Annotated in this window: 28 protein-coding genes and 1 tRNA gene; 6 read left to right on the forward strand and 23 right to left on the reverse strand. The window is 60.2% G+C overall.

Going from position 1 to position 25,529, the window contains the following annotated elements:
* Positions 1-5 precede the first annotated feature (5 nt).
* Positions 6-1,169 carry a lysozyme inhibitor LprI family protein gene (locus LOY33_RS01310; protein ID WP_043861668.1) on the reverse strand — a complete coding sequence of 388 codons (1,164 nt, stop codon included), beginning with the start codon at positions 1,167-1,169 and terminating at the stop codon, positions 6-8.
* Between the two features lie 148 nt (positions 1,170-1,317).
* Between LOY33_RS01310 and LOY33_RS01315 the strand changes: the two genes are divergently transcribed.
* Positions 1,318-1,725: a hypothetical protein gene (locus LOY33_RS01315; RefSeq protein ID WP_258660807.1), complete on the forward strand. Its 408-nt coding sequence runs from the start codon at positions 1,318-1,320 to the stop codon at positions 1,723-1,725.
* A gap of 57 nt (positions 1,726-1,782) precedes the next feature.
* Here the strand turns inward: LOY33_RS01315 and LOY33_RS01320 are convergent, their stop codons facing one another.
* The 3 genes from LOY33_RS01320 to LOY33_RS01330 all read right to left on the reverse strand — a co-directional run bounded on the left by LOY33_RS01320 (position 1,783) and on the right by LOY33_RS01330 (position 5,024).
* Positions 1,783-3,162: an NAD(P)-binding domain-containing protein gene (locus LOY33_RS01320; RefSeq protein WP_100632945.1), complete on the reverse strand. Its 1,380-nt coding sequence runs from the start codon at positions 3,160-3,162 to the stop codon at positions 1,783-1,785.
* Between the two features lie 379 nt (positions 3,163-3,541).
* Positions 3,542-4,360: an AraC family transcriptional regulator gene (locus LOY33_RS01325; RefSeq protein ID WP_258660809.1), complete on the reverse strand. Its 819-nt coding sequence runs from the start codon at positions 4,358-4,360 to the stop codon at positions 3,542-3,544.
* 46 nt (positions 4,361-4,406) lie between these two features.
* The gene (locus tag LOY33_RS01330; protein ID WP_043859804.1) at positions 4,407-5,024 is read right to left on the reverse strand and encodes a LysE family translocator; all 618 of its coding nucleotides are present in this window, start codon (positions 5,022-5,024) and stop codon (positions 4,407-4,409) included.
* A gap of 481 nt (positions 5,025-5,505) precedes the next feature.
* On the opposite strand from LOY33_RS01330, the gene LOY33_RS01335 reads away from it, so the two are divergent.
* A complete protein-coding gene (locus LOY33_RS01335) occupies positions 5,506-5,799 on the forward strand; it encodes a DUF3077 domain-containing protein (protein WP_082405771.1) in 294 nt (97 codons plus the stop codon).
* Positions 5,800-5,873: 74 nt separating this feature from the next.
* Complete coding sequence (locus LOY33_RS01340) at positions 5,874-6,221, forward strand: hypothetical protein (protein ID WP_196932874.1); 348 nt, start codon at positions 5,874-5,876, stop codon at positions 6,219-6,221.
* A 143-nt stretch (positions 6,222-6,364) separates the two neighbouring features.
* On the opposite strand, the gene LOY33_RS01345 is transcribed toward LOY33_RS01340, so the two are convergent.
* On the reverse strand, positions 6,365-6,862 hold the full coding sequence (locus LOY33_RS01345) for an SMI1/KNR4 family protein (RefSeq protein ID WP_258660813.1): 498 nt from the start codon (positions 6,860-6,862) through the stop codon (positions 6,365-6,367).
* Between the two features lie 181 nt (positions 6,863-7,043).
* Here LOY33_RS01345 and LOY33_RS01350 point away from each other — a divergent pair, with 181 nt between their 5' ends.
* Positions 7,044-7,871: a DUF2314 domain-containing protein gene (locus LOY33_RS01350; RefSeq protein WP_258660814.1), complete on the forward strand. Its 828-nt coding sequence runs from the start codon at positions 7,044-7,046 to the stop codon at positions 7,869-7,871.
* A 313-nt stretch (positions 7,872-8,184) separates the two neighbouring features.
* Here the strand turns inward: LOY33_RS01350 and LOY33_RS01355 are convergent, their stop codons facing one another.
* The 12 genes from LOY33_RS01355 to LOY33_RS01410 all read right to left on the reverse strand — a co-directional run bounded on the left by LOY33_RS01355 (position 8,185) and on the right by LOY33_RS01410 (position 19,123).
* Entirely contained in the window at positions 8,185-8,472 is a 288-nt protein-coding gene (locus tag LOY33_RS01355) for a HigA family addiction module antitoxin (RefSeq protein WP_229589755.1), read from the reverse strand.
* A gap of 12 nt (positions 8,473-8,484) precedes the next feature.
* Positions 8,485-8,763, reverse strand: coding sequence for a type II toxin-antitoxin system RelE/ParE family toxin (locus LOY33_RS01360; protein WP_058541662.1), 279 nt, complete (start codon positions 8,761-8,763; stop codon positions 8,485-8,487).
* A gap of 568 nt (positions 8,764-9,331) precedes the next feature.
* On the reverse strand, positions 9,332-13,576 hold the full coding sequence (locus tag LOY33_RS01365) for an AAA domain-containing protein (protein WP_088514136.1): 4,245 nt from the start codon (positions 13,574-13,576) through the stop codon (positions 9,332-9,334).
* 9 nt (positions 13,577-13,585) lie between these two features.
* Positions 13,586-14,710, reverse strand: a complete 1,125-nt coding sequence (locus tag LOY33_RS01370; protein ID WP_258660816.1) for a site-specific DNA-methyltransferase — start codon at positions 14,708-14,710, stop codon at positions 13,586-13,588.
* Positions 14,711-14,918: 208 nt separating this feature from the next.
* Positions 14,919-15,230 (reverse strand): hypothetical protein, encoded by a 312-nt coding sequence (locus tag LOY33_RS01375; protein WP_088514138.1) that lies wholly within the window; start codon positions 15,228-15,230, stop codon positions 14,919-14,921.
* Complete coding sequence (locus LOY33_RS01380) at positions 15,227-16,207, reverse strand: integrase domain-containing protein (protein ID WP_258660817.1); 981 nt, start codon at positions 16,205-16,207, stop codon at positions 15,227-15,229. Before LOY33_RS01380 ends, LOY33_RS01375 begins: the two co-directional genes overlap by 4 nt.
* A gap of 553 nt (positions 16,208-16,760) precedes the next feature.
* Positions 16,761-17,021: a DUF3077 domain-containing protein gene (locus LOY33_RS01385; protein WP_258660820.1), complete on the reverse strand. Its 261-nt coding sequence runs from the start codon at positions 17,019-17,021 to the stop codon at positions 16,761-16,763.
* A 436-nt stretch (positions 17,022-17,457) separates the two neighbouring features.
* Positions 17,458-17,533: transfer RNA gene (locus tag LOY33_RS01390), tRNA-Thr, on the reverse strand.
* A 95-nt stretch (positions 17,534-17,628) separates the two neighbouring features.
* Positions 17,629-17,892 carry a hypothetical protein gene (locus LOY33_RS01395; protein ID WP_258660821.1) on the reverse strand — a complete coding sequence of 88 codons (264 nt, stop codon included), beginning with the start codon at positions 17,890-17,892 and terminating at the stop codon, positions 17,629-17,631.
* Between the two features lie 38 nt (positions 17,893-17,930).
* On the reverse strand, positions 17,931-18,311 hold the full coding sequence (locus LOY33_RS01400; protein WP_043862226.1) for a hypothetical protein: 381 nt from the start codon (positions 18,309-18,311) through the stop codon (positions 17,931-17,933).
* Between the two features lie 17 nt (positions 18,312-18,328).
* Positions 18,329-18,535, reverse strand: coding sequence for a helix-turn-helix transcriptional regulator (locus LOY33_RS01405; protein ID WP_043862225.1), 207 nt, complete (start codon positions 18,533-18,535; stop codon positions 18,329-18,331).
* Positions 18,536-18,544: 9 nt separating this feature from the next.
* Entirely contained in the window at positions 18,545-19,123 is a 579-nt protein-coding gene (locus LOY33_RS01410; RefSeq protein WP_043862224.1) for a hypothetical protein, read from the reverse strand.
* 520 nt (positions 19,124-19,643) lie between these two features.
* Between LOY33_RS01410 and LOY33_RS01415 the strand changes: the two genes are divergently transcribed.
* Entirely contained in the window at positions 19,644-20,003 is a 360-nt protein-coding gene (locus tag LOY33_RS01415) for a multidrug/spermidine efflux SMR transporter subunit MdtJ (protein ID WP_043862223.1), read from the forward strand.
* A complete protein-coding gene (gene mdtI / locus LOY33_RS01420; RefSeq protein ID WP_043862222.1) occupies positions 19,997-20,326 on the forward strand; it encodes a multidrug/spermidine efflux SMR transporter subunit MdtI in 330 nt (109 codons plus the stop codon). Before LOY33_RS01415 ends, mdtI begins: the two co-directional genes overlap by 7 nt.
* 227 nt (positions 20,327-20,553) lie before the next feature.
* Here mdtI and LOY33_RS01425 read toward each other — a convergent pair whose 3' ends face one another.
* From LOY33_RS01425 to LOY33_RS01450, 6 genes are all read right to left on the reverse strand, one after another.
* Positions 20,554-21,762, reverse strand: a complete 1,209-nt coding sequence (locus tag LOY33_RS01425) for an SAM-dependent methyltransferase (RefSeq protein WP_258660829.1) — start codon at positions 21,760-21,762, stop codon at positions 20,554-20,556.
* A complete protein-coding gene (locus tag LOY33_RS01430) occupies positions 21,743-22,432 on the reverse strand; it encodes an ABC transporter permease (RefSeq protein WP_043862220.1) in 690 nt (229 codons plus the stop codon). Before LOY33_RS01430 ends, LOY33_RS01425 begins: the two co-directional genes overlap by 20 nt.
* Positions 22,429-23,124 carry an ABC transporter permease gene (locus LOY33_RS01435; RefSeq protein WP_043862219.1) on the reverse strand — a complete coding sequence of 232 codons (696 nt, stop codon included), beginning with the start codon at positions 23,122-23,124 and terminating at the stop codon, positions 22,429-22,431. Before LOY33_RS01435 ends, LOY33_RS01430 begins: the two co-directional genes overlap by 4 nt.
* Positions 23,125-23,179: 55 nt before the next feature.
* Positions 23,180-23,941, reverse strand: a complete 762-nt coding sequence (locus tag LOY33_RS01440) for an ABC transporter substrate-binding protein (RefSeq protein WP_043862218.1) — start codon at positions 23,939-23,941, stop codon at positions 23,180-23,182.
* 13 nt (positions 23,942-23,954) lie between these two features.
* Positions 23,955-24,728: an ABC transporter ATP-binding protein gene (locus LOY33_RS01445; protein ID WP_088514664.1), complete on the reverse strand. Its 774-nt coding sequence runs from the start codon at positions 24,726-24,728 to the stop codon at positions 23,955-23,957.
* 313 nt (positions 24,729-25,041) lie between these two features.
* Positions 25,042-25,476 carry a hypothetical protein gene (locus LOY33_RS01450; RefSeq protein ID WP_043862216.1) on the reverse strand — a complete coding sequence of 145 codons (435 nt, stop codon included), beginning with the start codon at positions 25,474-25,476 and terminating at the stop codon, positions 25,042-25,044.
* Positions 25,477-25,529 lie beyond the last annotated feature (53 nt).

Consider the following 25,529-nt stretch of genomic DNA (forward strand, 5'->3'; position numbering starts at 1 on the left):
TGTCCTTACAGGTCGGGCGACAGGGCGAACATCAACTGGTCGTGCTCGACGTACACGATCGCCTCACGGCCGTCGAGCTCCACCGCCAGCGGTTGTCCGGCCGTGTGTTCGGGCACGATCTTGGACAGCACCTTGCCGCTCAGGTCGACCCGCCAGATGCAGGCCATGGCGCCGCTGTTCTCGAAGTACAGCACCTGGCGGCGCTCGCTCCAGGCCAGGTTGGACAGGCTCCAGCCGCCGCTCTCGGGGTCGAGCACGGTTTCGCTGGCGGGGCGCGGCAGGGCGTGTTCGTAGTTCAGGCGCAGGTCGCTGTTCTCGTCGTTCATGTTGCCCAGCACCCTTGCCTTGGCAAAGCGCAGCGTGCGCGACTGGGCGTGGAACACCGTGGTGGTGGCCTGCGGCGGCTGGCGGCTGCCCAGGGTGTAGACCATGGCCTGCTGCAGCTCGCCCTCGGTGCGCTGGCGGTAGTAGAACGCGCCGTCCTGGATGCCGGCATAGCGTTCACCCTGGTCCATCAGTTCGCTGATGCGCCAGCCGGCAAAGCGCACGTCGCGGTCGATCACATGCAGGCCGGGGCGGTTGTCGGCGTATTCGAGCAGCACGCCCGAAGACGGCTGCACCGACCAGTTGTCCTGGTTGTAGCCGGGGCCGTCGGACGAATTTGCCACGTAGAGCAGTGCGTACAGCACGCCGTCCTTGATGCCCACATCGATCAGCTGGGCCAGCGAATCGGGGTACATGTCCGGGATAGCCGCCAGCGCAAAGCGCGGCCACGGCTCGTCCTGCAGGGTACGGTAGGCGCTGCCCTGGGGCAGCGGCACCGCGTCGCGCAGGCCGGGCACGGGCGGTGGCGGCAGCGCGGTCAGGTTGCGGATCTGCAGGTCGTAGGCGCGCTCAAGGCAGGTGGCGGTCTGGCAGCGGTCGCGCACCTCGTTTACCCAACGGGTTTCCAGTTCGCGATAGATGCGCCGGGTCATCAGTGGCTTGTACAGCGCGTTGAGCTGGTCGTCCTTGGCCGACAGCGTTGGCGTGTCGCACACCGACTTTTCAATGAGGGTGCGTGCCTTGCTGCAATCGAAGCCGGCGGCGACGGCGGCCGGAGTGTGCAGGGCAAGGGCAAGCAGGGTGCTGGAAGCCAGCAGGGTGAACAGGCGGGCGGCGGGGGTCATCGGACGTCCATGTGGGCCGGGGCAGGGGGCGGATGATACGTGAGCGCCACGGGCGACGGAAAGGCACCTGCGTGTCGATGTCGACGCTTCTGCACAAATTCGGTCACGCAAGTAGACTGCCGTGTTTCAGGCCTTGCAGGAGCTTGCCATGACAGTCCGATTCCGCTGGTGGAGGTACACCGCTTTGCCCGCGCTGTTGCTGCTGCAAGGCTGCATGCCGCGCTCGGTGATCGTGCACGACGGGCTCGACACCACGGTCGTCGATCAGCACACCCGGCAGCCACTGGCCGGGGTGAGCATTCTTGATGCAGGGGTGGTGGTGGCCCGCAGCGACGCGCAGGGGAGGGTACAACTGGCGCCCAGGCGCACCCTCAAGCTGGAGCCGCTGATGGGCGAGGCGAACGTGATGCTCAACCTGCTGGCCTGCAAGGGCGGCTATGCGCCGCAGCCGGTGGCCGAACGCCGTGGCTGGAATGCCGACTACGGGCCCAGCCAGGTGCATCGCGAGGTCATCGGCCTGCAGCGGGGGCAAACCGGTTACCAGTGCCCGCAGTAGAGGCCGCGCCGGCAAGGGCCGGTCTTGTGGGGGCACCGGTTTCGGGCGTCGGCGGGGCTACCCGCGCAGTGCCTTCACTTCGCCCTTCTTGCCGTCCGTTTCGCGCAGGTACTCCTCCAGCGAATCGTCCATCGCCTTCAGCCACCGCGTATGGTGCGGCACCGCTGCCGTGCCGGTGATCACCGAACGGTACGACTTGTCGCGATAGCCCATGATGTCGCTCTTCTTGTCGCTCTTCCACTTGAGGAAGATGCGGTTCACGGCATCGATGTCGAAGCTGGGGTAGTCGGTCTGCGCGATCAGGTGCTTGATGTAGCGGCCCTGGAATTCGTACATCGAGGCGGTGGTGTCCAGGGCCTCTTCATCGGCGCGCCAGCTGGCACTGTCGGCCTGCATGTCGGCCTTGGCCGGCAACTTGATGCGCCCCAGCATGTAGTCGCGGGCGAACCAGGCCTGGGCGTCGAACAGGTTGAAGCTGTACCACAGGTCCTGCATGCCCAGGTAGATCAACTGCGGGTTCTGCTCCCACACCACGCCCTGGTACAGGCCGGTTGGCCACAGGCGGTTGTTGGTCTTGAGGGTCAGTTCGTCGGGCAGGAACGGGAAGTGATGCTGGTAGCCGGTGCACAGGATGATCGCATCCACGCGCTTGTTCGAGCCGTCGGCGAAGAACGCCAGGTTGCCCTCGACACGCACCAGCTGCGGGCGCTCCTCCCAGCCCTTGGGCCATTTGTAGCCCATCGGCTGGGTGCGGTAGGCCGTGGTGATCGAGCGCGCGCCGTACTTGTAGCACTGCGAGCCGATGTCTTCGGCCGAGTAGCTGCTGCCGACGATGAGCAGGTCCTGGCCCTTGAACTCCATCGCCTCGCGAAAGTCGTGGGCGTGCAGGATGCGCCCGGCGAAGCGCTCGAACCCTTCGAATTCCGGTACGTGCGGCGTAGAGAAGTGCCCGCTGGCGACCACCACGTAATCGAACACCTGCTCGATGCCCTGCCCGGCGCTGTAGTCGTAGGCGCTGACGGTGAACTCGCGGGTGGTTTCATCGAAGCTGACATTCTTGACCGCGGTGTTGAAGCGGATGTAGTCGCGCACCCCGGCCTTTTTCACGCGGCCCTGGATGTAGTCCCACAGCACTTCGCGCGGCGGGTACGAGGAGATCGGCCGGCCGAAGTGTTCGTCGAAGCTGTAGTCGGCGAATTCAAGGCATTCCTTGGGGCCGTTGGACCACAGGTAGCGGTACATGCTGCCGTGCACCGGTTCGCCGTGCTGGTCGAGGCCGGTGCGCCAGGTGTAGTTCCACATGCCGCCCCAGTCGGCCTGCTTTTCGAAGCAGACGATTTCGGGCATGGGGGCGCCCTGGGCATGGGCGGATTGGAAGGCACGCAGTTGCGCAAGGCCGGACGGGCCGGCACCGATGATGGCTACACGAAGAGTCATAGAGATTCCTGAACAGTTGAACGCTGAAAAAAATGCAAAGGCTCCCCAACCCCGAGCGGCAAAAGCCGAGGGTGGTGGAATTCAGGCGCTACGGTGCAGGTGGAGGGACGGGGCGCTTGCGCATCTGGGCCAGCAGGATGTTGCCTGGCGGAATCGACAGTGCGTGGAACAGTGTCGAGAGCGGGGAAGGGGTGACTGTGTTCGGCCCGTAGCCATCAGCGCAGGGCGCAAAATGGGGGCCTGAAGGGCGAAAGATGCGTGTGATCTCGTTCATGGGGGGCTGGAATGGCCTCTTTTCGTTATGGTTTCCTTTTTATCTATAACGGATGGGGGTGGGGATATCAAGGTCGGCGACCCCACCACCCGCCAGCGCGCAAACTCAATCAAGGCGCCCGAGCAGGGGTTTGCACCAGCGCGAGGGCGTGATGCCGTAGGCGTTCTTGAAGTGCCTGGACATATGGCTCTGGTCGAAGAAACCGGCCTCTACGGCTGCGTCCGCCAGGCACCTACCGGCGAACACCGAGGCCTTGAAACGGTCGAGGCGACGCAGGGTCAGGTAGCGATGGGGGCTGGTGCCGAAGTAGGCGCGAAAGTCCTTGGACAGGCTCCAGCGGTCGCGGTTGGCGCAGGCGGCCAGGTCATCCAGGGTGATGGGCTGCTCCAGGCTGTCATCCATGTACTCGCGGGCACGCCGGGCGGCGGCGTAGTCGTGGGCCTGCCTTGATGCCGGGCGCCCGCACACGGCCTGCAGCGCGCTTACCAGGCCCAGCAGCGCGTCGTCCTCTTCGAGCGGGTCTAGCCTGTCGTCCATGCTCGCGAGCATCGCGTGGGTGGCGGCCGCCAGGCGCGGGTCGCGGGAGATCCCGCCCTTGAGAAACGGCAACGGCTGGCCCCCGAGCACCTCCTGCACCAGCGCCGGGGTGAGGTAGAGCATGCGATAGCGAAACCCCGACGCCGAGCCCGCATGCCCGTCGTGCACCTCGTCCGGGTGCAGCACCAGGATCTCCCCCGGCAGGCTGTGCCGGCTGGCGCCGCGGTAGCTGAAGCTCTGCACCCCGGCCAGGGTGCGGCCGATGGCATAGGTATCGTGGCGGTGCGGGTCGAAACCGTGGGCGCTGAAGAAGGCCTCCAGGCGTTCGACCCTGGGGGACGGTGGGGCGTGTTTCACCCAGTCTTGCGGTGACGGTAGATCGAGCATTCTGCTCACCTTTCGAGCGATAGAGTCAGGCCGGCGACAACACAGGTTACAGCGTGCCGGCGTTTGCCTGAATGTGAATGTAGAAATCATGGAACATGAAGGCGGCGCACACGGCCAGGGCGATGCCCATCAGGCGGTTGAACAGGTTGAAGTACACCTCTTTGCTGATGCGCTTGCCCAGCACGGCGCCCAGCAAGGCGTAAAGGCCCGGCGCGCCGGCAGCGCCCAGGGCTATCAGCGCCGACACGGCGGCGATGCTGGCGCCGCTGAGGTGCGCGGCGGGGAACATCACGCTGGTGATCGGCAGCACCACCATCATGCCCTTGGGGTTGAGGGCCTGGATCAGAAAGCCGTTCCAGAAGGTCAGCGCCTTGGCGGGGGCATCGGACGATTGGGTGAGCTGGACCCTGGCGGTGTAGACCTTGAAGGCCAGGTAGCTGGTGTAGAGCCCGCCGGCCAGGGCGAGGTAGGGCAGCGCGGCCTTGGAGATGATGGCTTCGCCGGTGTAGCCGAACAGGATGAACAGCACGAACATCGCGCCGCCCACGCCGACGAAGAAGCCTGCGGTACGGCGGAACTGGCCTGTAAGGCCGGCGTTCAGCCCCATCACGTTCACCGGGCCGGGGCTGTACATCACGCTGAAGGCGTAGAGAAAGATTTCCATTGTGTCCCCTGCGAGTGTGGGTAGGTGGTGTGCAGGTGACGTTAAACGGCCAGCCTTTGGCTGGCTTGTACGTTTGTGGGTGCCACCCAGCAGGAGCCGGCCTTGCCGGCGAAGAGGCCGCCCACTGCGGCGCAGGGCTGCGTTTACACACGCTTGGCCAGACACGTCTGAAGGACTGTAATATGCGGACAGATTTTGCGTGGGCGGTGCGCCTTGCTGGGATTCAGGCAGGCCGTTAGGCTCCTGCGGTCGCTGAGCATCAGCGATCGGGTTTGGTCGCCCGAAACCAGTACGCAATTCTATGCAGTCAATCGACGTGACGGCGTTAGTTCGCCAGTTATCTCGAGTTATGACGGCTGTACGTGGGAGGCATTCGTGCCTGCCGGTTTTGCCTGCTGATCCGGTCGACCAACCTGCGTACAGCTGTCACCTATTTGTTTGGTCGCAGTGGGTGATGGCTCCTTCCAGCAGGAGTTTCATCGTGAAAAAACTTGTTCCCGATCCCCCGACTTCTCCCCGTTGCAACACTGGTGTCTTCTGTACCGGGCATGCCCCATTCTTCCTGGTACGCGCAGACATACCCGAAGAAGACGCCCTGATGCATGCCTCGCTGTTGCTCAGAGGCATCTTCGACACCCTCCAGAAAGCCTGTTTGCACCCCGAGGACTCCACCAGCAAAGTTTTGCTGTGGGTCTCGTTGCATTCGACGGAATTAGCCAAGGTGCTGGTGGATGCGGTGCTCGACGGCATGGGCAATCGCAAGGCCACTGCGTAGAGGAAGCGACAGGGGCCGACCTGTTCAACCCCTGTTGTGACAGACTTTCCGATCATGCACGGAGCACGATGCCGATGACCCAATTTGAAACCCAATCCACCTCACCCGACGGCCGCTATCGCATCGAGGCTGCGCCGTGGGAAGCCGGCAACTCGCACTGGGTGTATCCGCCGCGGATTGTCGATGCCGTGTCGGGTGCCTGCCTGTTCGAGTTCCAGGACCAGCGCTGGTCCCTGGACCGCGCGGCATGGTTGAGTGATACGCAGGTCGAGCTGATGTTGCGCAAGTATCCAGGGCAACTCACAGGGCAAGGCTTACGGGTGAGGGTTGATTGCGCGGGGCGTGTCGCGAGGTGCGGTGAGGGTGCAGGTGTTGAATTGGCTGACCTTGAGACTGCACTCGAGCGCCATGCTTGTGGGTAACTGAAAAACCATCGGCTACCAGCGATTCGAAGTGCAGGGCTTGATCAAGCCATGGCCGGATGTTGGGTCTTTCTGGATGACGACCGGGATTTCATTGTTCGGGCGAATACCCGGCGTGGGTGCGCCTGGGTATTCGTTTCATGTCAGGGCTGTACGCGACTGTCGAACGGTTCGAAGTGGCGCTCGGTGAACGCTTCGGTCAGCACATTCGAACTGCACAGCCATTCGATCGTTTCCACCAGCCCGTTACCCGCGACGAGGGCGGCTTCACTGTGACGTGGCAGCACATAGATGCGCTCCGGGTCGCTGGGGTGAATGATGAGTTCGTCGCCGTCGTAGGTGTCGCCAATGATGATGCACTGCAAGGCCTTTTCCTTGGGCATCAGCTCCTTGTCGTCGTCCCAGAACCAGTACTGGTTGATGCGCTCAACCCACTGGGCCTGGCTGTTTTCGCCGTGCAGCAGTTGATGGGGCGGGTAGATGCGCACGTACACGCCGCCAAGAATGCCTTCGCCGAACTGCGTGATGTACTCGCGGTAGCCAGTGGGGAAGCGGGTACCCAGCACAGCTTGTGCCTGGTCCACTTCGGCGTCTGTGGACAGCACCAGCGGGCTGCCGGTAACAGTGATGTTTTCAAACATTGGGCCTGTCCTTTTGCGTGGTATCCAAGGGTGCAGGTTTTTAGCGTAACGGGGGCTTGGGGGCAAGGCTGCCACGTTCGCTGGATCAGGTTATCCTGCTCCCGTTTTTCAAGTGGCGGTACAGGCCGCAAGTGCTCTGGCTTGAGCATTTCAGTGAACCAGGCGATGGAACGATTTACCTATGACCGAACAGATCATCTACGGTGTTGAAGGCGAAAGCGACGAGTTCAAGGCCGCCGTGGCCAGTGCTCAGGCGACGTTCAAGTATTTCTGGCGAGAGCTGTCGTGGGAGGCGCGCAGGATCGTGAAGGGCCTGGACATGGCGGCTGTAAAAATGTCCTTCCCCATCGAGAGCGACGACCCCGAGGTACCCAGCGTCGAGAACATGTGGGTGAGCGAGATCGAGTTCGATGGGCAGTCCATCACCGGCGTGCTGATGAATGAACCAAGCTGGGCCACCTCGTTCAAGGCCTGGGAGCCTGTGACGCTGCCGTTGGCCTTGCTGAACGACTGGATGTACGTGCGCCAGGGCCATGTGTACGGCGGCTTCACCGTCGATGCGATACGCGCGGCCATGCCCGAAGACGAGCGCCTGGAGCACGATGAGGCCTGGGGTATGGATTTCGGTGAGCCGGGTTTGGTCGAAGTCGTCCCGGCTGCAGAAGGTCAGCAGCCTTGGCTGCTCTCCCGTACGTTGAGCCGTGCTGAAGACCGGCAGACACTGGCGGTGCTGGAATGCACCGAGCACCCGATGGCCTTGAACATGCGCGACAAGATCGAGGAGGGCGTGAGCGCACAGCCGCAGGTGGCCCGAGACCCGGATGACGAGGGATGGCTGATGCTGCACCGCGAGGTGCTGGCGGGCAATTACACGGTGGTGGATGCGCTGTTGCGTCATGGCGCTGACCCGTTGCTGCCCAACGGCAACGGCCAGACTTCGCTGGCGTTGGCAGGTATGGCGGGTTGGCCGCGGATTCTGGCGTTGCTTGAAGGGCAGAGCGCCCACTAGCGTGGGGTGCCATTCGCCAGCAAGGCTGGCTCCTACCGACGGCGTGGTCCTTTGTAGGAGCCGGCCTCGCCGGCGAAGAGGCCCGCCAACTCGCGTACAGCTGCCACCCCATGAGCGATAGGTAGGTCGAGCTGATGTTGGGCAAGTATCCAGGGCATCTGACAGGGGAAGGGTTACGGGTGAGGGTTGATTGCGCGGGGCGTGTCGCGAGATGCGGCGAGGGGGCAGGTGTTGAGTTGGCTGACCTTGAGCGTGCGCTCGAGCGCCATGCTTGTGGATAACTGAAAAACCATCGTCGTCGGCTTTTTCAGTATCACGCGATAGACGCAAAGCGCTCGATCACAGGTTGTTCGCGATGCTCGGCCTGCCACAGATCCCAGTCAGCCTGAATGGCCAGCCAGGTTCGAGCCTTGCCGATGCCGGCCCGCTCAAGCCGGACGGCGAGGTCCGGGCTGACAGGTGCATGGCCGTGAAGGATTCGAGACAGTGTTTCTCTGGCGTAACCGAGCCGACGTGCAAACTCGGCCACCTTGATATCCAGGGCGGGCAACACATCTTCGCGCAAGGTTTCGCCTGGGTGCGGGGGGGTGAACATGGCCATTTGGGGAACTCCTCAGTGGTAGTCGAGGTAATCAACCAGTTCAACGTCTGTGCCGTCGAATCGGAAAATTACCCTCCAGTTTCCGCTGATGGTCACTGACCAATACAAGGTCAAGTCGCCTTTGAGCGGGTGGAGCCTCCAACCGGGCATGTCGATGTCGCCCGCACAGGTTGCGCGATCCAGAAATGGAAGCAGGCGCGCAAGCCGCTTGGCATGGTCGGCCCGGATCCGTCGAGTCGAGCCGGTTTCGTAAAACGCCTTGGGGCCTTTGTGTTGAAAGCTCTTTATCATCGATAAAGTGTGATGTATTACATCACACTCTACAATCGCCCTGCAATATCAAGGCACAAAGAGAAATTCGCTTCAATTTGGGCTTCGGTTCAGGACGATTACTCTGTAGTCGTGTACGAGGGAGGCTGCGGCCCATGGGTGCGCTGCCATCGCCGGTGGTACCTGCCCAACCGGTGGGCCTGCCAGCTTTGACGGAGGCCAAAGCTACACTGCGTATCGAATTGTCGGTGGTTACAGCTTCGTAGGAAGGGGCCGCTGCACACTAAGTACGATTAACACGAAAGAACCCGCCAAAAGGCGGGTTTTTCGTGGTTTCAGAAACAATGAAAATTGTCTCTGCAACCTTGTGATGGTGCGGCACCAGGAGTCGAATGGTCACGCAAGTAATTAATTAGTATGGAAATTATGTTCGTTTACTATTCAGGCTATCTCTAAAAGTATCCCAGTTGCTCTTTGGATTTCTTCAGCCGCGTTGCTGACTGGGTAGCCATGTTTGGGGTTGTGGTCGGTATCGGCTAGGGACGGTTGCTCATGAATGAAAGCTAACGCCCTAGCCAATAGCCAGGAATCAGGATCTGTAGCGGATCTGGACGCTGCGGTTGCCCAAGGGAGATTGCAACATGTCGTCTACTCGCTGATTGCAAAAATCCTCCACAAAATCCTTGATAGCAAAGGCTGTTTCAAGCGCTCGCTTGTCCTCTGGCACATGAGCAGCAAGTGCTCGTGGCATGACGACGATACACTTTGCCATCGCGCGGGAGATCGCGACGTTGGTGCGCTCTAACTGCATTAAGAACGTTTCTTCTCCGCTAATGACGTCAACATCTGCGACGCCGAAGGTCACTATGATGGTATGACGCTCCCCCCCTTGGAACCGTTCAACGGTGTCGACCGCATCCGAAATATGGTCCGCCTCAGTGGGCCATATCTCAGTTAATGCCTGTACCACCAAAGCCCGCTGCGCGCGGTGGGGGGTCACGATGCCCACGCACTCAGACCAGAACTCTAGAGCGCTCGGTGTGAAGTGGGATTGGGGATGCAGGCCCCAATTGTCGAGCGCACCGCTTACTGAGTGTCTCAGGCCACGAACCAAGTTAGCCACAATTTGTGCCTCGTACCTGTTTCCTTGCGATGAGATATCATCATCGTGCAAAACGGTGGCGACTCTTGTATCAGCGTGCAGTACGCGGTCGAATACCTGTGCCCATGGAAAGCCAGGCCAGTAGTCAGGGCGTAAGGCGGGTGGCTGTATCATATGAAGACGGCAGTTGCCGTAGGCGGCTGTAAGACTCTGCGGATAGCCGATGGTGCGAGCAAAGTCTACGATGTGGTCGGCAGAACGATAGTTGGTATCCAACACGCATTTTTGCACGCGAACCGCAAAAGGACGATCTAGCAAATAAGTCTGAATGCTCCCAACCAAGTAAGCAGCATCTTTAGGTGCCTCGATTGAGGAGATTGGGGGCATTTGCAAATGATCCCCGGCTATTATCACCCGCGCATCGTCTCGCAGTCCGCTGAATGCCGCAAGCGCCTTAGGCACAGGAACTTGGGAGCTTTCATCTACGACTACTACATCAAACACTGGATGAAGCGGGCTTGCGCCAAGTGCTTTTGCGAACTGACGGCTCTGCATAACCTGACAGCCGACGATAGTCACCCCTGAACCACCTGCAAGAAGCTGGATGCAATTTTGCCACTCAGCGTTGCCTACCTCAAACACCATGCTGTCATAGGTAATGTGTGAACCAATACCTTGAGGCGCAGATCCCAGCGCCCTCCCTTTTGAATAACCAACGAACATCGCGCATCTTGCGATAGGGTCTTGAGACAAGAACTTAGCAGCGCGGTGCATTACCTCTTCAACCGCCTTGTAAGTTGGCCCTGTTACTAGAATTCGCAAAGGCGTACTAGATGTAACTGCCTGCACTGTCATGGCGTGGAGCATCGCAGCAAGAGTATTTGTCTTACCTGTGCCAGGTGGTCCCCAGATAACAGTTAGCTGCCTTTCCAAGGCATGCACAATTGCGTCGCGTTGTGAATTGTTCAGAGAGTGAGAGGTCTGAACGGCGTTGGCGAGTGCACCAGCAGTAGCTCCCGTCAAAACAACTTGCTGCTGAAGGACTCCAGGAGCCCAGAGAACTCTCGCTGCAGGGGATTCTGTATCGTATGTGCGACGGGCAGGGGGCGCTACGCCGATCGCTCGCACTGCGTTGGGATCCGGTGTCGCGATACGAGGGTTACCAATGGCCTGAAGAATTGGCTGGCTAAATTCTGCCCAGTTAAACATTTTTGGCTTTTTGGCTTCGACGAGGAATATGTCGTTCAAAAGCGAGAAGCAACTGTGCTGCATTAGGTACGGCACGAGGCTGGCGTCCCTACGACAAATAATTTCAACTTGTGCGGTAAGACGCACACGATCGAATGCAACTAGGCGAGCCTCTACTGCAGACCAAATAGGCATTTGTAGCACCTCTGGCGTACCATGAAACGGAGGTGCACTAGAATCAACAATGCTACCCACCCGTTGCAGTGGCATTCCCGGCGTGCCTATCTTGCCAATAGTCAGCCTCGAGTCCTCTTTAAACTTTGCCTCAGACGAGCTTGGGGCGACGCTGAACTGGTAGAGATTACCGCTGAAGTGCGTACCAGTATGTAGAACGATGGCTTCATATATTGCCTCTCGCCTCTCGCCATCCATCGAAAGCCCGATATGAGCGTCGAGTTGCGAAGTGTTGAAATCCAGATCGTCCCACCACAGCCAAAGCTTGGCGTCAAAGGCTACACTCGAGGCCCCGCGAGGGACCGAGACAGGAATGCGTGCCTCCTTAGCTCGAAACTGGCCGCGATAGTCCTCACGTAGCTTCTCGCATACACTTTCTAGAGCAGATGACTGTCGCTCCAACGCGTCTGAGTACTGGGCGATGAGAGTATTTCGGGGAATGGTAGTAGCACCACGCTTCACCTGCGGGGTGTGCGCCCATAGTTCGTAGATTCGCTCACGTGGAATACCGTTGCTCAGATATTCACGGTAGTAGGAATCCGTGATTGCAGGCGAGTATTGGCTGCGTCGGTAGCGTTCGACAGTATCGAACAATGTGATGACATGTCGGCTTGGCGCGAAGACCAGCCGTCTAACAATGTCCTCGACAGTTACAATGGTTGCCGCTTCAACCGAGTCGGCGCGCTCAAGCATTTCATCGCCCGCGAAAACCCATGCAAGCGCTTTTGCCCGTCGGGCAGACAACGCAAGGACTCGAGGTAAATGCCTTCCCATAGCGTTGCAAAGCTCTTGGAACTGCCGCTGTTCCCAGAAGTGGATTTGTCCTGTAATAGACGTCCCCCCCTTCATTTGCTCGGCAGTTTCAATCCACGTGGCAATTTGGGTCAGGAATCCTTCCAGTGCGACCCATTCCGCTAATAATGACTTATCGTCAACAATGAAGGGGACCGGTCGGAATCGGCGTGGTGACTGGCCAGCTGTGAAGGTGGTTGCAACACCGCTGAGCGCGAGCCCTGTTAAGAATCCTGAGCTGGAGTCAAAGTTGATGCTCGCGTAGAGCAAGATGTTTGCGGCACGGACCAACGAAGCAATGGCACCTGTGGTGTCTCTGGAAACATTGCCGGAGTTGATGGCTGCCGACCGTGCGGGAAAAGCCTTAGCCTCTTTTTTCAAGAGAGTGTGTAATTGCAAGGCAGGATGGCCCAATGCGCCAGCAAGCGCTGCGGTGTCAGCTACGGTATTCTGATGGAGAACTTTTTTGGCTCCTCGCGTAATACCCGGAACTAAGCAAAGGTGACCTGTAGACTCTGCTAGAGGCATGCAGTAGTGCCCAGGGTTTACGTCTACGACGTTTCGATGGGCCTGGCCCATGTGACGCCTGTCGCCCAGCCAGTCACATGCGCTGCAACTGCCTGAAATGTGCCAGTCTAGAGCCTGCCAGCCCTGCCCAGGTGTTTTGCCCATGCGCACAACCCGAGCTACATCATTGAAGAAGCTACGGATCGTCGGAAGGTAGAAGCGAAGCTGAGCATCTTCCGAGTCTGCTATCAACGCATCAAGTAACGCCTGCTGGGTAGTACCAGCTTGTGCCTCAGCTTTGTCGAGACTACTGTTAACTTGGTTGTGCCGTGTCCATAGTCTCGCGTCGAGACTTACAAAAAATCGGCAGGCGAGCTGCGGTCGGGCTTGTAGCCAATTTGCTAGCATCACTGCATACATCGCAATCTCCGAGCAGTAACTCGGGTTTGACTCGGAGGTATGCTTAACGTCGAAAACGCAAACGGCTTTCCTTGGCTCAACCAGCTCATTTATTGGGCCACGGGTCCCGTTGGGCAGAACTTCTTGGTCTCCCGCCTTTGCTTCCCGAATGTAAAAAATATCAGGTACGAAGTCGGTTATGGGGGGGATTTGCGAAATATCTGCCGCATCCACTCCTATCGTTGAAAGCACGGTTGACTGCTGTGCTCCAATCGAAAAGTGTCCTTGCAAGATGAGCTGGGGTGCAGACGTCACTGCAGTCAGTATCGACTGTAGATCGACGGTCCCGTACTGGTTGGCATTTTTTGAGTACTGCACTATGCCGCCGAAAAGGCGTACGAGCTGATCGTTTCTGCCAATTTCGAAGTCTTTTCCATGCACAGCCAGGGTGCCAATGCCAGGCCGTTTGATTGGCTCAGGAAGGCCTGCAGCCGCCATTGCCTTCTTGTCGTGCAACGATAGGAACAGCTCCTTATCGCATTTGGTTCGAAGGAACATCGACAAGGTACTCTTCGATACCTTTAACTGGATGGAGCCTCCTGCAGTAGCCATATTCTCTCCCTAGCTTCTTCTTACATGGAAGTCATATTCTTTGGCCGCAGCTGAGCCCGCAGCCATGTGGTCGGCTTGGCGTTTTCCAGATGCAGCAGTCTTTGCACTACGCACTGAGACCTCGTCCCAATGTACACCAGACGCCTCTAAAGACGCGCGGATTAAAGCTTTCGCATCGACCTTTGAAGATGGAATGATTCCGAAACGGATATGCATATCCAAGTCTTCAGCTTTCGTCCTAGCCATGTTTTTCCAAACTCTGCCAAGAGACTCTGCGAATGATTCGATCCCTGCGTGCTGAAGCTGTTCGCTATTACCATAGGCAACGTGATCCGGACCTCCCAGAAACCAGTTCCTTAGCCACTGATCCTCGACATAAGTACGCATGCCGTAGTACGGCGGCGATGTGACGACAACGGAAAAGTCTCGACAAGATGGCGGCAGCGAGGCCGCTATTCGAGAGTCTCCCTTACGCACATCTTTCAATACTCCTGTCTTAGGCAAGTGGGTGCTTTCAAGGCGCGTAAGCTTACGCTGCAACACCTTTAGAACATCTAGCTCTGGCGCCACTAGCCCGTTTTCCTCCCAATAGCGCACAGAGTAATCCGGCTTGGAGGAAAATGTGCGCGGCATTTGATTCGAAAAATAAGAGTGCCGTTCTGGCGTTTTGCTCATCGGGCCATGCAGGCAACCAAGCATCGCGGCGCGCAGGATAACTGTCGTATCAGTGTCACGCCCCACTCGAAGTAGCCCTTCGCGTATCGCACAAACCCTTCGAAGGACGTTGGGGTGAAATGCAGTTTTAAAGAAGCTGCTATCTGGTACTGTGGATGAGTCGTACTCTTTAATGTAGCGCTTAGCTAACGCCAACGCTTTAGTGGTGTAGACTGCGGCTAGCTTCGCACGGGCGATAGCGATTGCAATCGGAGAGCTATCAATACCGCGGGCGGACAGCCCCAGCTTGCGCGCAGCAAACAGCGTTGTTCCGCGACCGCAAAACGGGTCCATCACTACCGGGTTTGCCTCACGGTACTGCTCGAGTACCTCGAGTGGATACTCGAGCGGGAACATCGTGAAGTATGGGCAGATAGCGTTGAGAGCATTGTCACGCTCATAGGCGAGAGTTCGAGGCATGTGCGGTCCGCTGCTGATTTGCGCTCGGAAAATAAAGAGCTTTTTGTGCCCGCTCCGGTGCCGGCAGCCTTACCCTCTCGCCGGGTGATTAACCCAGCTATTCAGATCATCCGCCTGCTTTACTCGTCGCGATCTGTGATTATCCTCATTGGAGACCTAGGCCACAACCCAGTTTGAACAAACCGTTGACGTAGGCGGCTTTTCGCCTTTAACGCTCGATATTGGCTACTGAGTTCAGATTTTTCCTCAGACGTCGAACACATGATTTTTCTAGTCGACGAGCGAGTAGCCGTACCGTCAGCAAGTAGTAGTACCGCGATGCCTCGCTGCTCCGGACTGGGCGATGCTTGATAAACCAAGCCAAGTGCTTTCTTTGCCAAGACCATGGCGTCTCTCGTTGCCACCGCTCTGCAATCTCAGCCTGGATGATTTTCGCCTGCCGTACATGGCGTCGCCGGTTTGCGTGTGAGCCGGTCAGCACTCCAGACAAGAACAGCTCCATGTCGAATGGCTTGCTCATGTCCGTCCTCCAATGTAGGCCGCGACCACGTCGATCCGACCGTGCCCAAGCTCATAGCTGATCTGCCTTCGGGCCTCACGATCAAGGGGCTTATCTACCAGGCAACATTGGCCGCCGTTAATAGGCGCGGGGTGTTGGGTAATTTGTACATAGCGTTCACATGCATACGCCGCTCGTAGCTCATGGAAGCCTTTGAGCTTGTGTGCATGCAGGACGTCCCGCGCTGGGCGGATGATTTGTTGTAGAAGATTGAGGTAGCTTTCGTGTGGTGCAATCAGGTTGTGGCTATTCGCAGGCGACACCTGCCATGCAAACCCAAGTGCACTTCGAACGTTGTCGTCCACCGCAATCCAGCGGGGGGCGGAGGAGCCGCTGCGGCCGCCTTTGGTGCCATCCTGAATGTTGATTCTGTCTAGCTCTTTAGCCTCACGGCTCAGCCGTGGCAGGTCAGCCAAGATGGCCTCACGCAAGCGCATGCCGGTGGCTCGCGCCAACAAAACAATCGCGGCGGCCCGTAGTTCATGTTGGTTGCAAAGCGCATCGACGATCTGCTTAACCTGTTCGCGGTCCTGGCCCTGCGGCACTGAATGTCGAACCCCGGTGCGCTGCACACCCAGCGCCTTGCTCGGACTGGGCAATTTCACGCACTGATCACCGCGAAGCGCCGCCATGGTCCTGTTAACGCTGGATAGCCGGTTTTGTGCGGTACTGACGGCGAGGTCACCAGGCCCAACCATGTTGCGCAGATACGCCGCGTAGTCAGCCAACACCTTACGATCAATCTGTCGCGCATTATTGATGCCGGGCCCCTGTTCGGAGCGGCACCATTTGACGAATGCCTGCCACCGATCACAGTGCGCTTTGACCGTGCCGTAATGACCGCCGCCGAACATGTCTTTCAGCGCTTGCAGCCCTGCGTAACTTAACTGCCTGCCGTAACCGAAATTGCGGCCATCGCGTCTACCTACCAATGCCATGTCGGTCACCTCATCTGCCGTTCTCCGATCCTCGCCCCACGTCATCCCGCCAAGAATGCTGAGTGTTATCAGGGATCAAGGCCCCTGCGACCTGTGGGGAATGTCCTCTACGCGGGACTGCGGCTCCTTACGTCCGGGAGCAAGGGCATCTCATGATCTGGCCTCCTGAACACCGTTACCGGTGGGCGGGTGGAGGCTGCATTGGCTGACGAGACCAGTGCCGCGAGATCCTGAGCCAGGTGCAAGCAGCAATGCGATGACCGGGGCATGCCTGACTGTCAGTCAGGTGCAGTCCGCTCCTTGGTCTGCGGCACCATTATCTACATCGCTGTTGCTGGTGACATCAGCGTTTGTCACACCGATTGTCACGAGGGGGACTGGCCGCAAAGCCATATGCGATCGGGGCTGCAGAAGTGTTAGGAGCGCCCGTTTCATCCCGGAGAAAAGAGACGGGCGCAAGCAAGTGGGCAAGCGGTTGGGTTGCTATCAACGCTTTGCAGCCCGTTTTGGATTTTAGATATGAAGGCATGGGCTTTACTAAGTTGCGCCAGCCCTAAGCGTCCAATGCAACCAGCACATCATCAACCACAGCCTTACTCATCTCTTGCAAGTAATGCGAAGCCCAGGCATGCCGGCCTGTATCGCGCTCTTGCGTGGCATCCTCGGCCAGTCGCTTGGCCAGGTGCAATAGGTCCGAAACGTGGGCCAACGCCTCGCTGATCGGTACACCGGCATTAACCCGAAATAACGCCTGCTCGCCCTGGCCGGCAAAGGTCGTAAGGCCGGGAGTAGTGAGGGTATGAAGGTCAGGCATGGGCACCTCCGGGGGAGGTGTGGGATGCAGTCTGCATTGTCTAGCTCCTTGACTGATGGGAGCCGCAACCGTCCTTCCTACGGGATTGGGTGGCGGCTGTACGCGGGGTAGGAATACCGGGAGTCAAGGCACCCGGCACACCCGAAGGTGTCCCGCGCACAGCCACCATTGAACGCTAGCGCAGACACAAAAAAAGCGCCTGCACTGGTTGGTTGGCGCTGTCGCACCTTGACTGATTCGGGTTCCTACGCCCGGTCGCTGATTTGGCAGCGACGGGGGAAGGTTAGCCGGGAGGGCGAGCAAGGACAACCGCTGGTGAGTCAAAGCTGTAAAGGGATGTTATTGGATGGACGCTTTGTTACGTATACGTAGCAGGAAAAAACAACCACCCCAAAACAACAAAGCCCTCGCATTTCTGCGAGGGCTTCGTCTTATATGGTGCCGGCACCAGGAGTCGAACCCGGGACCTACTGATTACAAGTCAGTTGCTCTACCAACTGAGCTATACCGGCATAGGGGCGCTATTATAGCGATCGGTTTGGTTCTGTAAACCACTTCCGCTCAATCTTGCGCAAGGCCACGGTTCACGTGGCCTTCAGCCCTTCTACTACCACCCGCGATGCAGGCTTTCGGCCGTCGGTTCGGCCTTGGCCGGGTCGAACAGCATCGGCTTCTGTTCATGGCAGCCACGCTTGCTGCATTTCACGTAGCGATGCGGCTGCGCCGGCAGGCCGTTGTCGCCCAGCACCTGCATCTGCGGCATGTCCCAGCCCGCAAGGCTGTCGCCGCGGCTGGCGTGCCCACCGGCACAGCCACCCAGCAGCAGGGCAAAGGCCACCAGGGCGATGGTGTTGAAGGTGTTCATGGTCATGTGTGTTTCCCCGATTGCATCATGCGGCCCGCAAGCCGTCAGTCCTTGTTCAATATCCGGTGAATCGTGCCGCCACAACCCTGGTAGCACTGGTCGTACTCGCGCCCGCAATCACTCGACAGCCCCGCGCTGTAGGGGTAGCTCGGGTAGTAGCAACTGCGCCGCGCATCCTTCTTGCTCTTGCCCTGCTGGCAGTACTGGTAACTGCGCATCTCGGACTGGTACAGGGCCTGGTTGGCGTTGTCCTGCATGCGTGCCAGTTGCCCGCAGTAGTTGCGCTGCTGCGAGCACGCGCTGATGCACTGCATGCCGTGCTGGCTCGGCGGTGGCGAATAGCGATAGGTGTAGCTCGGCCCACAGCCGCCCAGCAGGCCGGCGGCCAGCAGCAGCGCTGCGCGCCAGTGAAAGGTGATGCTCACGAGAGGGTGTTCCTTGTTCAGTCCTCGCTGAATTCCAGCAGGTCTCCCGGCTGGCACTTCAGCGCGCGACACAGCTTCTCCAGGGTCTCGATCTTGAAACCCTTGATCTTGCCGTTCTTCAGCAACGATAAGTTAGCTTCGGTAATGCCAATAATCTCGGCCAGGTCCTTGGAACGGATCTTGTTCCGGGCCATCACGACGTCGAGCCTGATGATTATCGGCATGGGGCTAGGCTAGACATAACAGTTGTGTTCATCGCTGATGGTCTTGGCGTCACGCATGAGGAGGGAGAAGGCACACAGCAATATGCCCTTCATGATCTCGTAAACCGCCGCGGATGATACACCGATCCCCACGCTGAAGCTCCTTTCGCCTGGCGGCAGGTCGATGCAGAAGGCCAGGCCCTGCAAGGTGGCGATCACCGGCCACAGCAACGGCAGGCCGATGCACAGCAGGCCCACCCACCACAGCAGCTTGATGTTGGAGGCCGTCCACGTCTGCCCGCGCGACAGGCGGATGAAGAACAGGCCGGTGAGGTACAGGGCCAATACCGACAGGCTGGCCGGGATCATGTCCAGGGTGATGACCAGTGCCTGGGCCAGGACGCTGGGCTGGAAGCCCGGCGCCACCAGCAGGGGCATCTGGTCGGCGAAGCTTTGCAGGTAGGCGGCCAGCACGTCGTGCCGGTCGAAAAGCCAGAACCAGGCATTGCAGCCAAATTCGGCCAGCGCCGTCCCCCACGCCAGCAACGCCGCAAAGGCACCGATTGCACGCAGACGCGAGCGTGCGTAGGCCACTGTTTTGCTGTTCATGGTTTTTCCTTGGTCTGGTTTGAACGGGGCGGATTATTGAGCAAAAATTATCGCAGTACAATAATTAATTTGTGTGGGATGAGGTGGTGTGGCGATTTGACTCGCAGGGGGGCGGGGTCAGCGTTGCAGCCTTCGCGGGTCAAGCCCGCTCCCACAGGGATCGCCGCCAACCTTGTGGGCGCGGGCTTGACCCGCGATTGGGCCTTACAGGCTACGCCGGATTTGGGAATTATAATTTACGGGCCTTGCAGCCACCTTTCAGGGGCTTTCACCAAATAACGAATGATCCGCAGCAAAATTCATTAGTCATTCTCTATCGATTTGACTTCCACAATGCCCTCAGCTAATTTGTTGTGCATTATGTTGAACACTCAAGCGTTGCCGCTCCTCACCTCCCGCCTGGTTTCCCGTGAACGTCACTGGACCGGCGACCTCTAGCGCCACCCTCCCAAACCCCGGCTTTTTTGCTGACGCCGCCGTCAGCCCCTCGCGTTTTTCGTAATGCCCATGGGAGGGCACCATGCGTTCCTGGATCTATCTGTTCATCGCCATCGTGGCCGAAGTGATCGGCACCACGTCGATGAAATTCGCCGCCGATCATTCGCCGATTCTCGGTCACGCCCTCATGTACGCCATGATCGGCCTGTCCTACGGCTTTCTCGCGCTCGCCGTGAAGCGCGTGCCGCTGGGTGTGGCCTACGCCCTGTGGGAAGGCATCGGCATCGTGCTGATCACCGTGGTCAGCGTCACCTGGCTGGGTGAAAGCATCGGCCTGCTCAAGGCCCTGGGCCTGGGCGTGATGATCGCGGGTATCCTGCTGATCAAGTCCGGTACCCGCAGCGCCCGCCGTGAAACCACCGGGGAGGCCCTGCCATGCTGAGCCTGCAAGTGATCCCCTTTGCCTGGCTGGCACTGGCTATCGTGCTCGAGGTGCTCGCCAACCTGCTGCTCAAGTACTCCGATGGCCTGCGCAAGCGCTGGGTCGCGGCGGCATCGATCGTCTGTGTGCTGGCCGCCTTCACGGCGCTGGCCCAGGCGGTCAAGGACATCCCCCTGTCGATGGCCTACGCCATCTGGGGCGGCTTCGGCATTCTTGCCACCGTTGCCATGGGCTGGGCCCTGTTCGGCCAGCGCCTGGCCGGTCGCGGCTGGCTTGGCCTGCTGCTTCTGCTGGGCGGCATGGGTCTGCTGAAACTGGCCTGATCGCAGCCCTTAGAGCCATTCGCGAAAATGCTTATGCACAAGCTGCATGCCAACTCGGCGCGTAGTGCATCGCCAGTGGCCAGCCCGTTCGTCTTTGCGCAAATGGCTGTTTTTGCTCAGGTTTAGAAGGTGAACAAAAAATGACCAGCTGTCGCCAGCCCTTGTCGGGCGGCTTTTTCAGCGATTCATCAAAATGTTGCGCACAGACTTATCCACAGGTTTGCACGTCAACCGCGCTCTGCCAAAAGCATCAGATTCCGAGGCGTGAGAGGGTAGGGGCAGAAGCTGCCCAGGCGCACCTCGAAGCCCTGTTCGCCCAGGTACAGTGCGCGATCCAGCACCAGCCATAGCTCCAGCGGGCGGCGGAACAGGTTGCGCACCTGTTCAAGGTTGCGCACCCGGGCCAGTCGCGCCCAGCCAGCCTGTTCCAGTGCCGCCCAATCGGGCGCACCCGTTACCTGCAGCCCCTTGAGTTCGGCCAGGTCCTGGCAGTACTGGGCGAAGGGCTTGTGCAGCCAGTGGCTGGGCAGCGAAGGGGTGGGCAGGTAGCTGTCGCAGCCGCGAACCTCGCGCTGCAGCAGGTCGAAGCCCAGGCGCCGCGCCATCGACGCGTCACGCTGGCGGCGCACGCGGTTGCCGGCGGTGACGGTTTCGCTCAGCGGCAGGCCCAGGTCGTCGACCGACAGGCTCAACGTCGAAGCTTGAGCGGCTGTGGATAACGGTTGGTAGTGCGCTGCGCTGATACGGTTGTAGCAGCACGGCGCAATCGCCAGCTGACGGCAGCCGCCAGCGCTGGCCAGTTGCATCAGGCGCACGTGCAGGTCGCCGCAGGCATGCAGCGCAACGGCGGTGTGCTGGCTGCCCAGCTGGGTAGCAGCATCGGCGGCCATCACGTCCTGCAGGCGATGCTCCGCAGGCAAGCGATGGTGCTGGCTGAGCTGTTCGCCGGCCAACACCAGCGCGGGGTCGTGTTCCAGGCAGGTCAGTTGCTGCGCCGGGCCCAGCAGGCGCCGGCCCAGGTGCCCCTTGCCCGCACACCAGTCCAGCCAGTGCGTGGGCTGGCGGGCAAAATCAAGGCGCCCGGCAAAGGCCTCGATCTGCTGCCATTTGCGCCCTGGCACGTCCACGTTCAGGCGCGGGTGGGCAGTGGCCAGCTCGATTGTGGATAACTCGCCCACCGCCGACAGCGCCTGGCACTGCGCGGCCAGCTGTGGATAAGGTGCGGGGGCGTTTTCAGGCGGGGTCTCGGCCTCGCTCAGCGGCCGCTGGCGCAGCCAGTGACTCAGGGCGGGGTGCTCGCGCTCCCACGGCAGGTGCAGCTGGGTAAACGGCCGCGGCCGCCACAGGCCCTGGTGCTCCAGCAAAAAGCTGTCCAGGGCCTGGAAGCGGCTATGCAGTGGCTCGCCCTGCAGTACCTCAGCGGCCCTGGCAGGCATCGACCCGCAACCAGCGCTCGAGCACCTTGAAGCCCTGCACCAACAGGAACGAGATCAGCAGGTAGAACAGGCCGGCGGCAAAGAAGATCTCCACCGGCAGGTAGGTGCGCGCGATGATCGTGCGTGCCATGCCGGTCAGTTCCAGCAGGGTCACGGTACTGGCCAGGGCGCTGGCCTTGAGCATCAGGATCACTTCGTTGCTGTAGGCCGGCAGGCCGATGCGCGCCGCGCGCGGCAGCATGATGTAGAACAGCGCCTTGGCCCGGGACATGCCCAGCGCCCGCGCCGCCTCGATCTCCCCGCGCGGGATGGCCTGCAGCGCGCCCCTCAGGATCTCGGCGATGTAGGCGGCGGTGTGCAGGGTCATGGTCAGCACGGTGCACCAGAACGGATCGCGCAGGTACGGCCACAGGGCGCTGTTGCGCACGATCTCGAACTGCGCCATGCCGTAGTACACCAGAAACAGCTGCACCAGCAGCGGCGTGCCACGGAAGAAGAAGATGTAGCCATACGGCAGCGCGCGCACATACCAGTGGCGCGAGGAGCGGGCGATGCCCAGCGGGATGGCCAGGATCAGCCCGGCGATGACCGCGATGGCCACCAGCTCCAGGGTCAGGGTTGCGCCCTGGGCCAGGCGTGGCAGCCACTTGATGATCACTTCCCAGTTCATTGGTTGGCCCTCGCGAAGCCGCGTGCGGCGCGTTTTTCCAGGAAGTGCATGCCGATCATCGCAAGGATGGTCAGGCCCAGGTAGATGATTGCCGCCACCATGTAGAAGGTGAACGGCTGCTTGGTCACGGTCACGGCCACCTGCGAGTGGCGCATGATCTCTTCAAGGCCGATCACCGATACCAGCGCGGTGTCCTTCATCAGGATCATGAACAGGTTGCCCAGGCCGGGCAGGGCGATGCGCCACATCTGCGGCAGGATCAGCCGCGAGAAGATCCGCGCCTTGGACAGGCCCAGGGCCAGGCCCGCTTCGCGGTGGCCCTTGGGGATGGCCAGGATCGCGCCACGGAACACTTCGGTGGCATAGGCACCGAAGCACAGGCCCAGAGCGATCACGCCGGCAGCAAAGGCGCTCAGCTCAAGGCCGGGAATATTCAGGAGGTCGCCCAGCTTGCTCATCAGGCTGACGGTGCCGAAGTAGATCAGCAACACCCACAGCAGCTCGGGCACGCCGCGCACCAGGGTCGAGTAGAAACCGCCAAGCCACTGCAGCGGCTTGTACGGCGAGGTCTTGGCCAGGGCGCCGAGCAACCCCAGCACCAGCCCCAGGCACAGGGCCGACAGCGCCAGTTGCACGGTCATCAGGGTGCCAGCCGCCAGGGCCGGACCGAATCCGTAGAGATCAATATTCATGGGCAGGCTTGTTCAGGGACGGGCACCGCCGCAGGGGCGGTGCCGGTCGGGCGAATCAATAGATGCTGAAAGGGAAGTACTTGTCGTTGATCTTCTTGTAGGTGCCGTCGGCAACGATTTCCTTGAGGGCGGCGTTCAGCCTGTCGCGCAGCTGGGTGTCACCCTTGCGCACGGCAATGCCGACCTTGTCGCTCTCGTTGACCGGGTCGCCCTTGAACTCGTAGTTCTTGCCGGCGTCGGACTTGAGCCAGTCGTAGTTGGCGTACTTGTCGGCCAGGATGGCGTCCAGGCGGCCGGAGGTCAGGTCCAGGTAGGCGTTTTCCTGGCCGTCGTACAGGTTGACCTTGAAGTCGCCGTCCATGCCGCCGTTGTCGTCCAGCCAGGTCGCGGCCTGGGTGGCGCGCTGGGTGCCGATGGTCTTGCCCTTGAGCGAGGCGCGGTCGGTCTTGAAGTCGACGTTTTTCGGGGCGATGAACTGCTGCTTGTTGGAGTAGTACGGGTCGGTGAAGTCAACGGCCTGCTTGCGCTCGTCGGTGATCGACAGCGACGAGATCAGGAAGTCGAATTTCTTGGCGTTCAGAGCCGGGATGATGCCGTCCCAGTCGGAGGTGACCACTTCGCATTCGACCTTCATCTTGGCGCACAGGGCGTCGCCGATGTCCTTGTCGAAGCCTACGACCTGGCCGCTGGCATCCTTGTTGTTGAAGGGCGGGTAGGCCGCTTCGATGCCCATTTTCAGCTTTTCGGCGGCCATGGCGTTGGCCGAGAACACCAGGGTGGCGGCAGCGGCCAGGAGGAATTTCTTGTAGTTCTGCATGCGTGTTGCTCCGTTAGCGGTTGCTGGACATGAATTGTTTACAGCGCGCCGAGTTCGGGTTTTCGAAAACCTGCTGCGGCGATCCTTGCTCTTCCACCAGGCCCTGGTGCAGGAAGATGACTTCACTGGACACCTGCCGGGCGAAGCTCATTTCATGGGTAACCAGTAGCATGGTACGGCCTTCTTCGGCCAGCGCGCGGATCACGTTGAGCACTTCCTGGACCATTTCCGGGTCCAGCGCCGAGGTGGGCTCGTCGAACAGAATGACCTTGGGCTTCATCGCCAGGGTGCGCGCAATGGCGGCACGCTGCTGCTGGCCGCCGGAGAGTTCGGCCGGGTAGCTGTGGCGCTTGTTGTGGATGCCGACCTTGTCCAGCAGCGCCTCGGCGTGCTCGATGGCCTCGGCCTTGCTCTGGCCGAGCACGCGGCGCGGCGCCTCGATGATGTTGTCGAGCACGCTCATGTGCGGCCACAGGTTGAAGTTCTGGAACACGAAGCCGATCTCGCTGCGCAGGCGGTTGATCTGCCTGTTGTCGGCGGCGATCAGTTCGCCGTTCTTGCCGGCCTTGAGCCTGAGCTCTTCACCGGCGACCAGGATCTGGCCTTCGTGGGGGTTTTCCAGCAGGTTGATGCAGCGCAGCAAGGTGGACTTGCCGGAACCGGACGACCCCAGGATCGAAATCACGTCGCCGTCGCGGGCGGTCAGCGAAATGCCCTTGAGAATCTCCTGCGCGCCGTAGCGCTTGTGCAGGTTGCGGATTTCCAGCGCGGGCGTGGCCTGGGCCATGTGCGGTCCTCTTGAGTTCTGGTGCGTGCCTGCTGTTGTCGGCCTTCCTGGCGAGGCGCAACGCTAGCATAGCGCTCGAACGACAGCCAACAACGGCGGGCGGGGCGAAGGGCCTGTGGGCAGGTGGGTGTCGCATCGATGCAGCGGACTGTCGCGCGGATGACCGCGCGCCCCATTTCCACGGGCCGTAGCCGTGATGAAAAAAGGCGCGATGGTGCCAGTTTTGGCCGATGCTGGAAAGCCGTTTTTGACCGGTTGCACAGCATCCGGGGGTTTTGCCGGCCCTGGGCTGCGGCGCAGCCCGGGTCGTTGCTCAACCGAATTTCTTCTGCTTGGAGACGATCTCCGACGCCTGCACATAGGCGTCCTGGAACTCGTCGCTCTCCAGCCACTGCATCGCTTGGGCCTCTTCGGTGCCGTCCAGCCAGTGGCGGTAGGCGCAGAACACCTTGCAGATGTAGTCGGTGGAGTGTTCTTCCTTGTGCCCCTTGAGCACCAGGGCCAGCAGCGGGTCGACCAGGAACACGGCAATCATCGAGGCCAGGCCGGTGTCCTGGGCCTGTTTCATCTTCTCGAACAGCGCGGTGTAGCTGCCCGATTCCATGGCCTTGGTGAACACCTGCTCGACGCTGGCGCTGGCGCTCTCGCCGCTGCTCTTGACCGCCTGGCCGCTGCGTACCATGCGGTTCTCGCGGGCCTTGCTGGCGGCGCGCTTGGCGCGTTTTTGCTGTTTGCTGCTGGAAGCCATTGCGGGTAATCCTTGAAAGAAGGTGATGCGTGGCGCTATTGAACCTCACTCCC

This window comes from Pseudomonas sp. B21-036, from assembly GCF_024748925.1.
Classification (GTDB): Bacteria; Pseudomonadota; Gammaproteobacteria; order Pseudomonadales; family Pseudomonadaceae; genus Aquipseudomonas; species Aquipseudomonas palmensis.

What these genes read in the sequence shown, in the direction of transcription:
- LOY33_RS01345 (WP_258660813.1), bottom strand. Translation starts at nt 6,862, where the DNA reads ATGTTTGAAAACATCACTGTTACCGGCAGCCCGCTGGTGCTGTCCACA.
- LOY33_RS01350 (WP_258660814.1), top strand. Translation starts at nt 7,044, where the DNA reads ATGACCGAACAGATCATCTACGGTGTTGAAGGCGAAAGCGACGAGTTC.
- mdtI (WP_043862222.1), top strand. Translation starts at nt 19,997, where the DNA reads ATGCTGAGCCTGCAAGTGATCCCCTTTGCCTGGCTGGCACTGGCTATC.
- LOY33_RS01325 (WP_258660809.1), bottom strand. Translation starts at nt 4,360, where the DNA reads ATGCTCGATCTACCGTCACCGCAAGACTGGGTGAAACACGCCCCACCG.
- LOY33_RS01330 (WP_043859804.1), bottom strand. Translation starts at nt 5,024, where the DNA reads ATGGAAATCTTTCTCTACGCCTTCAGCGTGATGTACAGCCCCGGCCCG.
- LOY33_RS01450 (WP_043862216.1), bottom strand. Translation starts at nt 25,476, where the DNA reads ATGGCTTCCAGCAGCAAACAGCAAAAACGCGCCAAGCGCGCCGCCAGC.
- LOY33_RS01355 (WP_229589755.1), bottom strand. Translation starts at nt 8,472, where the DNA reads ATGGCCATGTTCACCCCCCCGCACCCAGGCGAAACCTTGCGCGAAGAT.
- LOY33_RS01435 (WP_043862219.1), bottom strand. Translation starts at nt 23,124, where the DNA reads ATGAATATTGATCTCTACGGATTCGGTCCGGCCCTGGCGGCTGGCACC.
- LOY33_RS01415 (WP_043862223.1), top strand. Translation starts at nt 19,644, where the DNA reads ATGCGTTCCTGGATCTATCTGTTCATCGCCATCGTGGCCGAAGTGATC.
- LOY33_RS01445 (WP_088514664.1), bottom strand. Translation starts at nt 24,728, where the DNA reads ATGGCCCAGGCCACGCCCGCGCTGGAAATCCGCAACCTGCACAAGCGC.
- LOY33_RS01425 (WP_258660829.1), bottom strand. Translation starts at nt 21,762, where the DNA reads ATGCCTGCCAGGGCCGCTGAGGTACTGCAGGGCGAGCCACTGCATAGC.
- LOY33_RS01310 (WP_043861668.1), bottom strand. Translation starts at nt 1,169, where the DNA reads ATGACCCCCGCCGCCCGCCTGTTCACCCTGCTGGCTTCCAGCACCCTG.
- LOY33_RS01370 (WP_258660816.1), bottom strand. Translation starts at nt 14,710, where the DNA reads ATGCCTCGAACTCTCGCCTATGAGCGTGACAATGCTCTCAACGCTATC.
- LOY33_RS01380 (WP_258660817.1), bottom strand. Translation starts at nt 16,207, where the DNA reads ATGGCATTGGTAGGTAGACGCGATGGCCGCAATTTCGGTTACGGCAGG.
- LOY33_RS01320 (WP_100632945.1), bottom strand. Translation starts at nt 3,162, where the DNA reads ATGACTCTTCGTGTAGCCATCATCGGTGCCGGCCCGTCCGGCCTTGCG.
- LOY33_RS01385 (WP_258660820.1), bottom strand. Translation starts at nt 17,021, where the DNA reads ATGCCTGACCTTCATACCCTCACTACTCCCGGCCTTACGACCTTTGCC.
- LOY33_RS01440 (WP_043862218.1), bottom strand. Translation starts at nt 23,941, where the DNA reads ATGCAGAACTACAAGAAATTCCTCCTGGCCGCTGCCGCCACCCTGGTG.
- LOY33_RS01365 (WP_088514136.1), bottom strand. Translation starts at nt 13,576, where the DNA reads ATGGCTACTGCAGGAGGCTCCATCCAGTTAAAGGTATCGAAGAGTACC.
- LOY33_RS01405 (WP_043862225.1), bottom strand. Translation starts at nt 18,535, where the DNA reads ATGCCGATAATCATCAGGCTCGACGTCGTGATGGCCCGGAACAAGATC.
- LOY33_RS01340 (WP_196932874.1), top strand. Translation starts at nt 5,874, where the DNA reads ATGACCCAATTTGAAACCCAATCCACCTCACCCGACGGCCGCTATCGC.
- LOY33_RS01430 (WP_043862220.1), bottom strand. Translation starts at nt 22,432, where the DNA reads ATGAACTGGGAAGTGATCATCAAGTGGCTGCCACGCCTGGCCCAGGGC.
- LOY33_RS01375 (WP_088514138.1), bottom strand. Translation starts at nt 15,230, where the DNA reads ATGAGCAAGCCATTCGACATGGAGCTGTTCTTGTCTGGAGTGCTGACC.
- LOY33_RS01410 (WP_043862224.1), bottom strand. Translation starts at nt 19,123, where the DNA reads ATGAACAGCAAAACAGTGGCCTACGCACGCTCGCGTCTGCGTGCAATC.
- LOY33_RS01395 (WP_258660821.1), bottom strand. Translation starts at nt 17,892, where the DNA reads ATGACCATGAACACCTTCAACACCATCGCCCTGGTGGCCTTTGCCCTG.
- LOY33_RS01315 (WP_258660807.1), top strand. Translation starts at nt 1,318, where the DNA reads ATGACAGTCCGATTCCGCTGGTGGAGGTACACCGCTTTGCCCGCGCTG.
- LOY33_RS01360 (WP_058541662.1), bottom strand. Translation starts at nt 8,763, where the DNA reads ATGATAAAGAGCTTTCAACACAAAGGCCCCAAGGCGTTTTACGAAACC.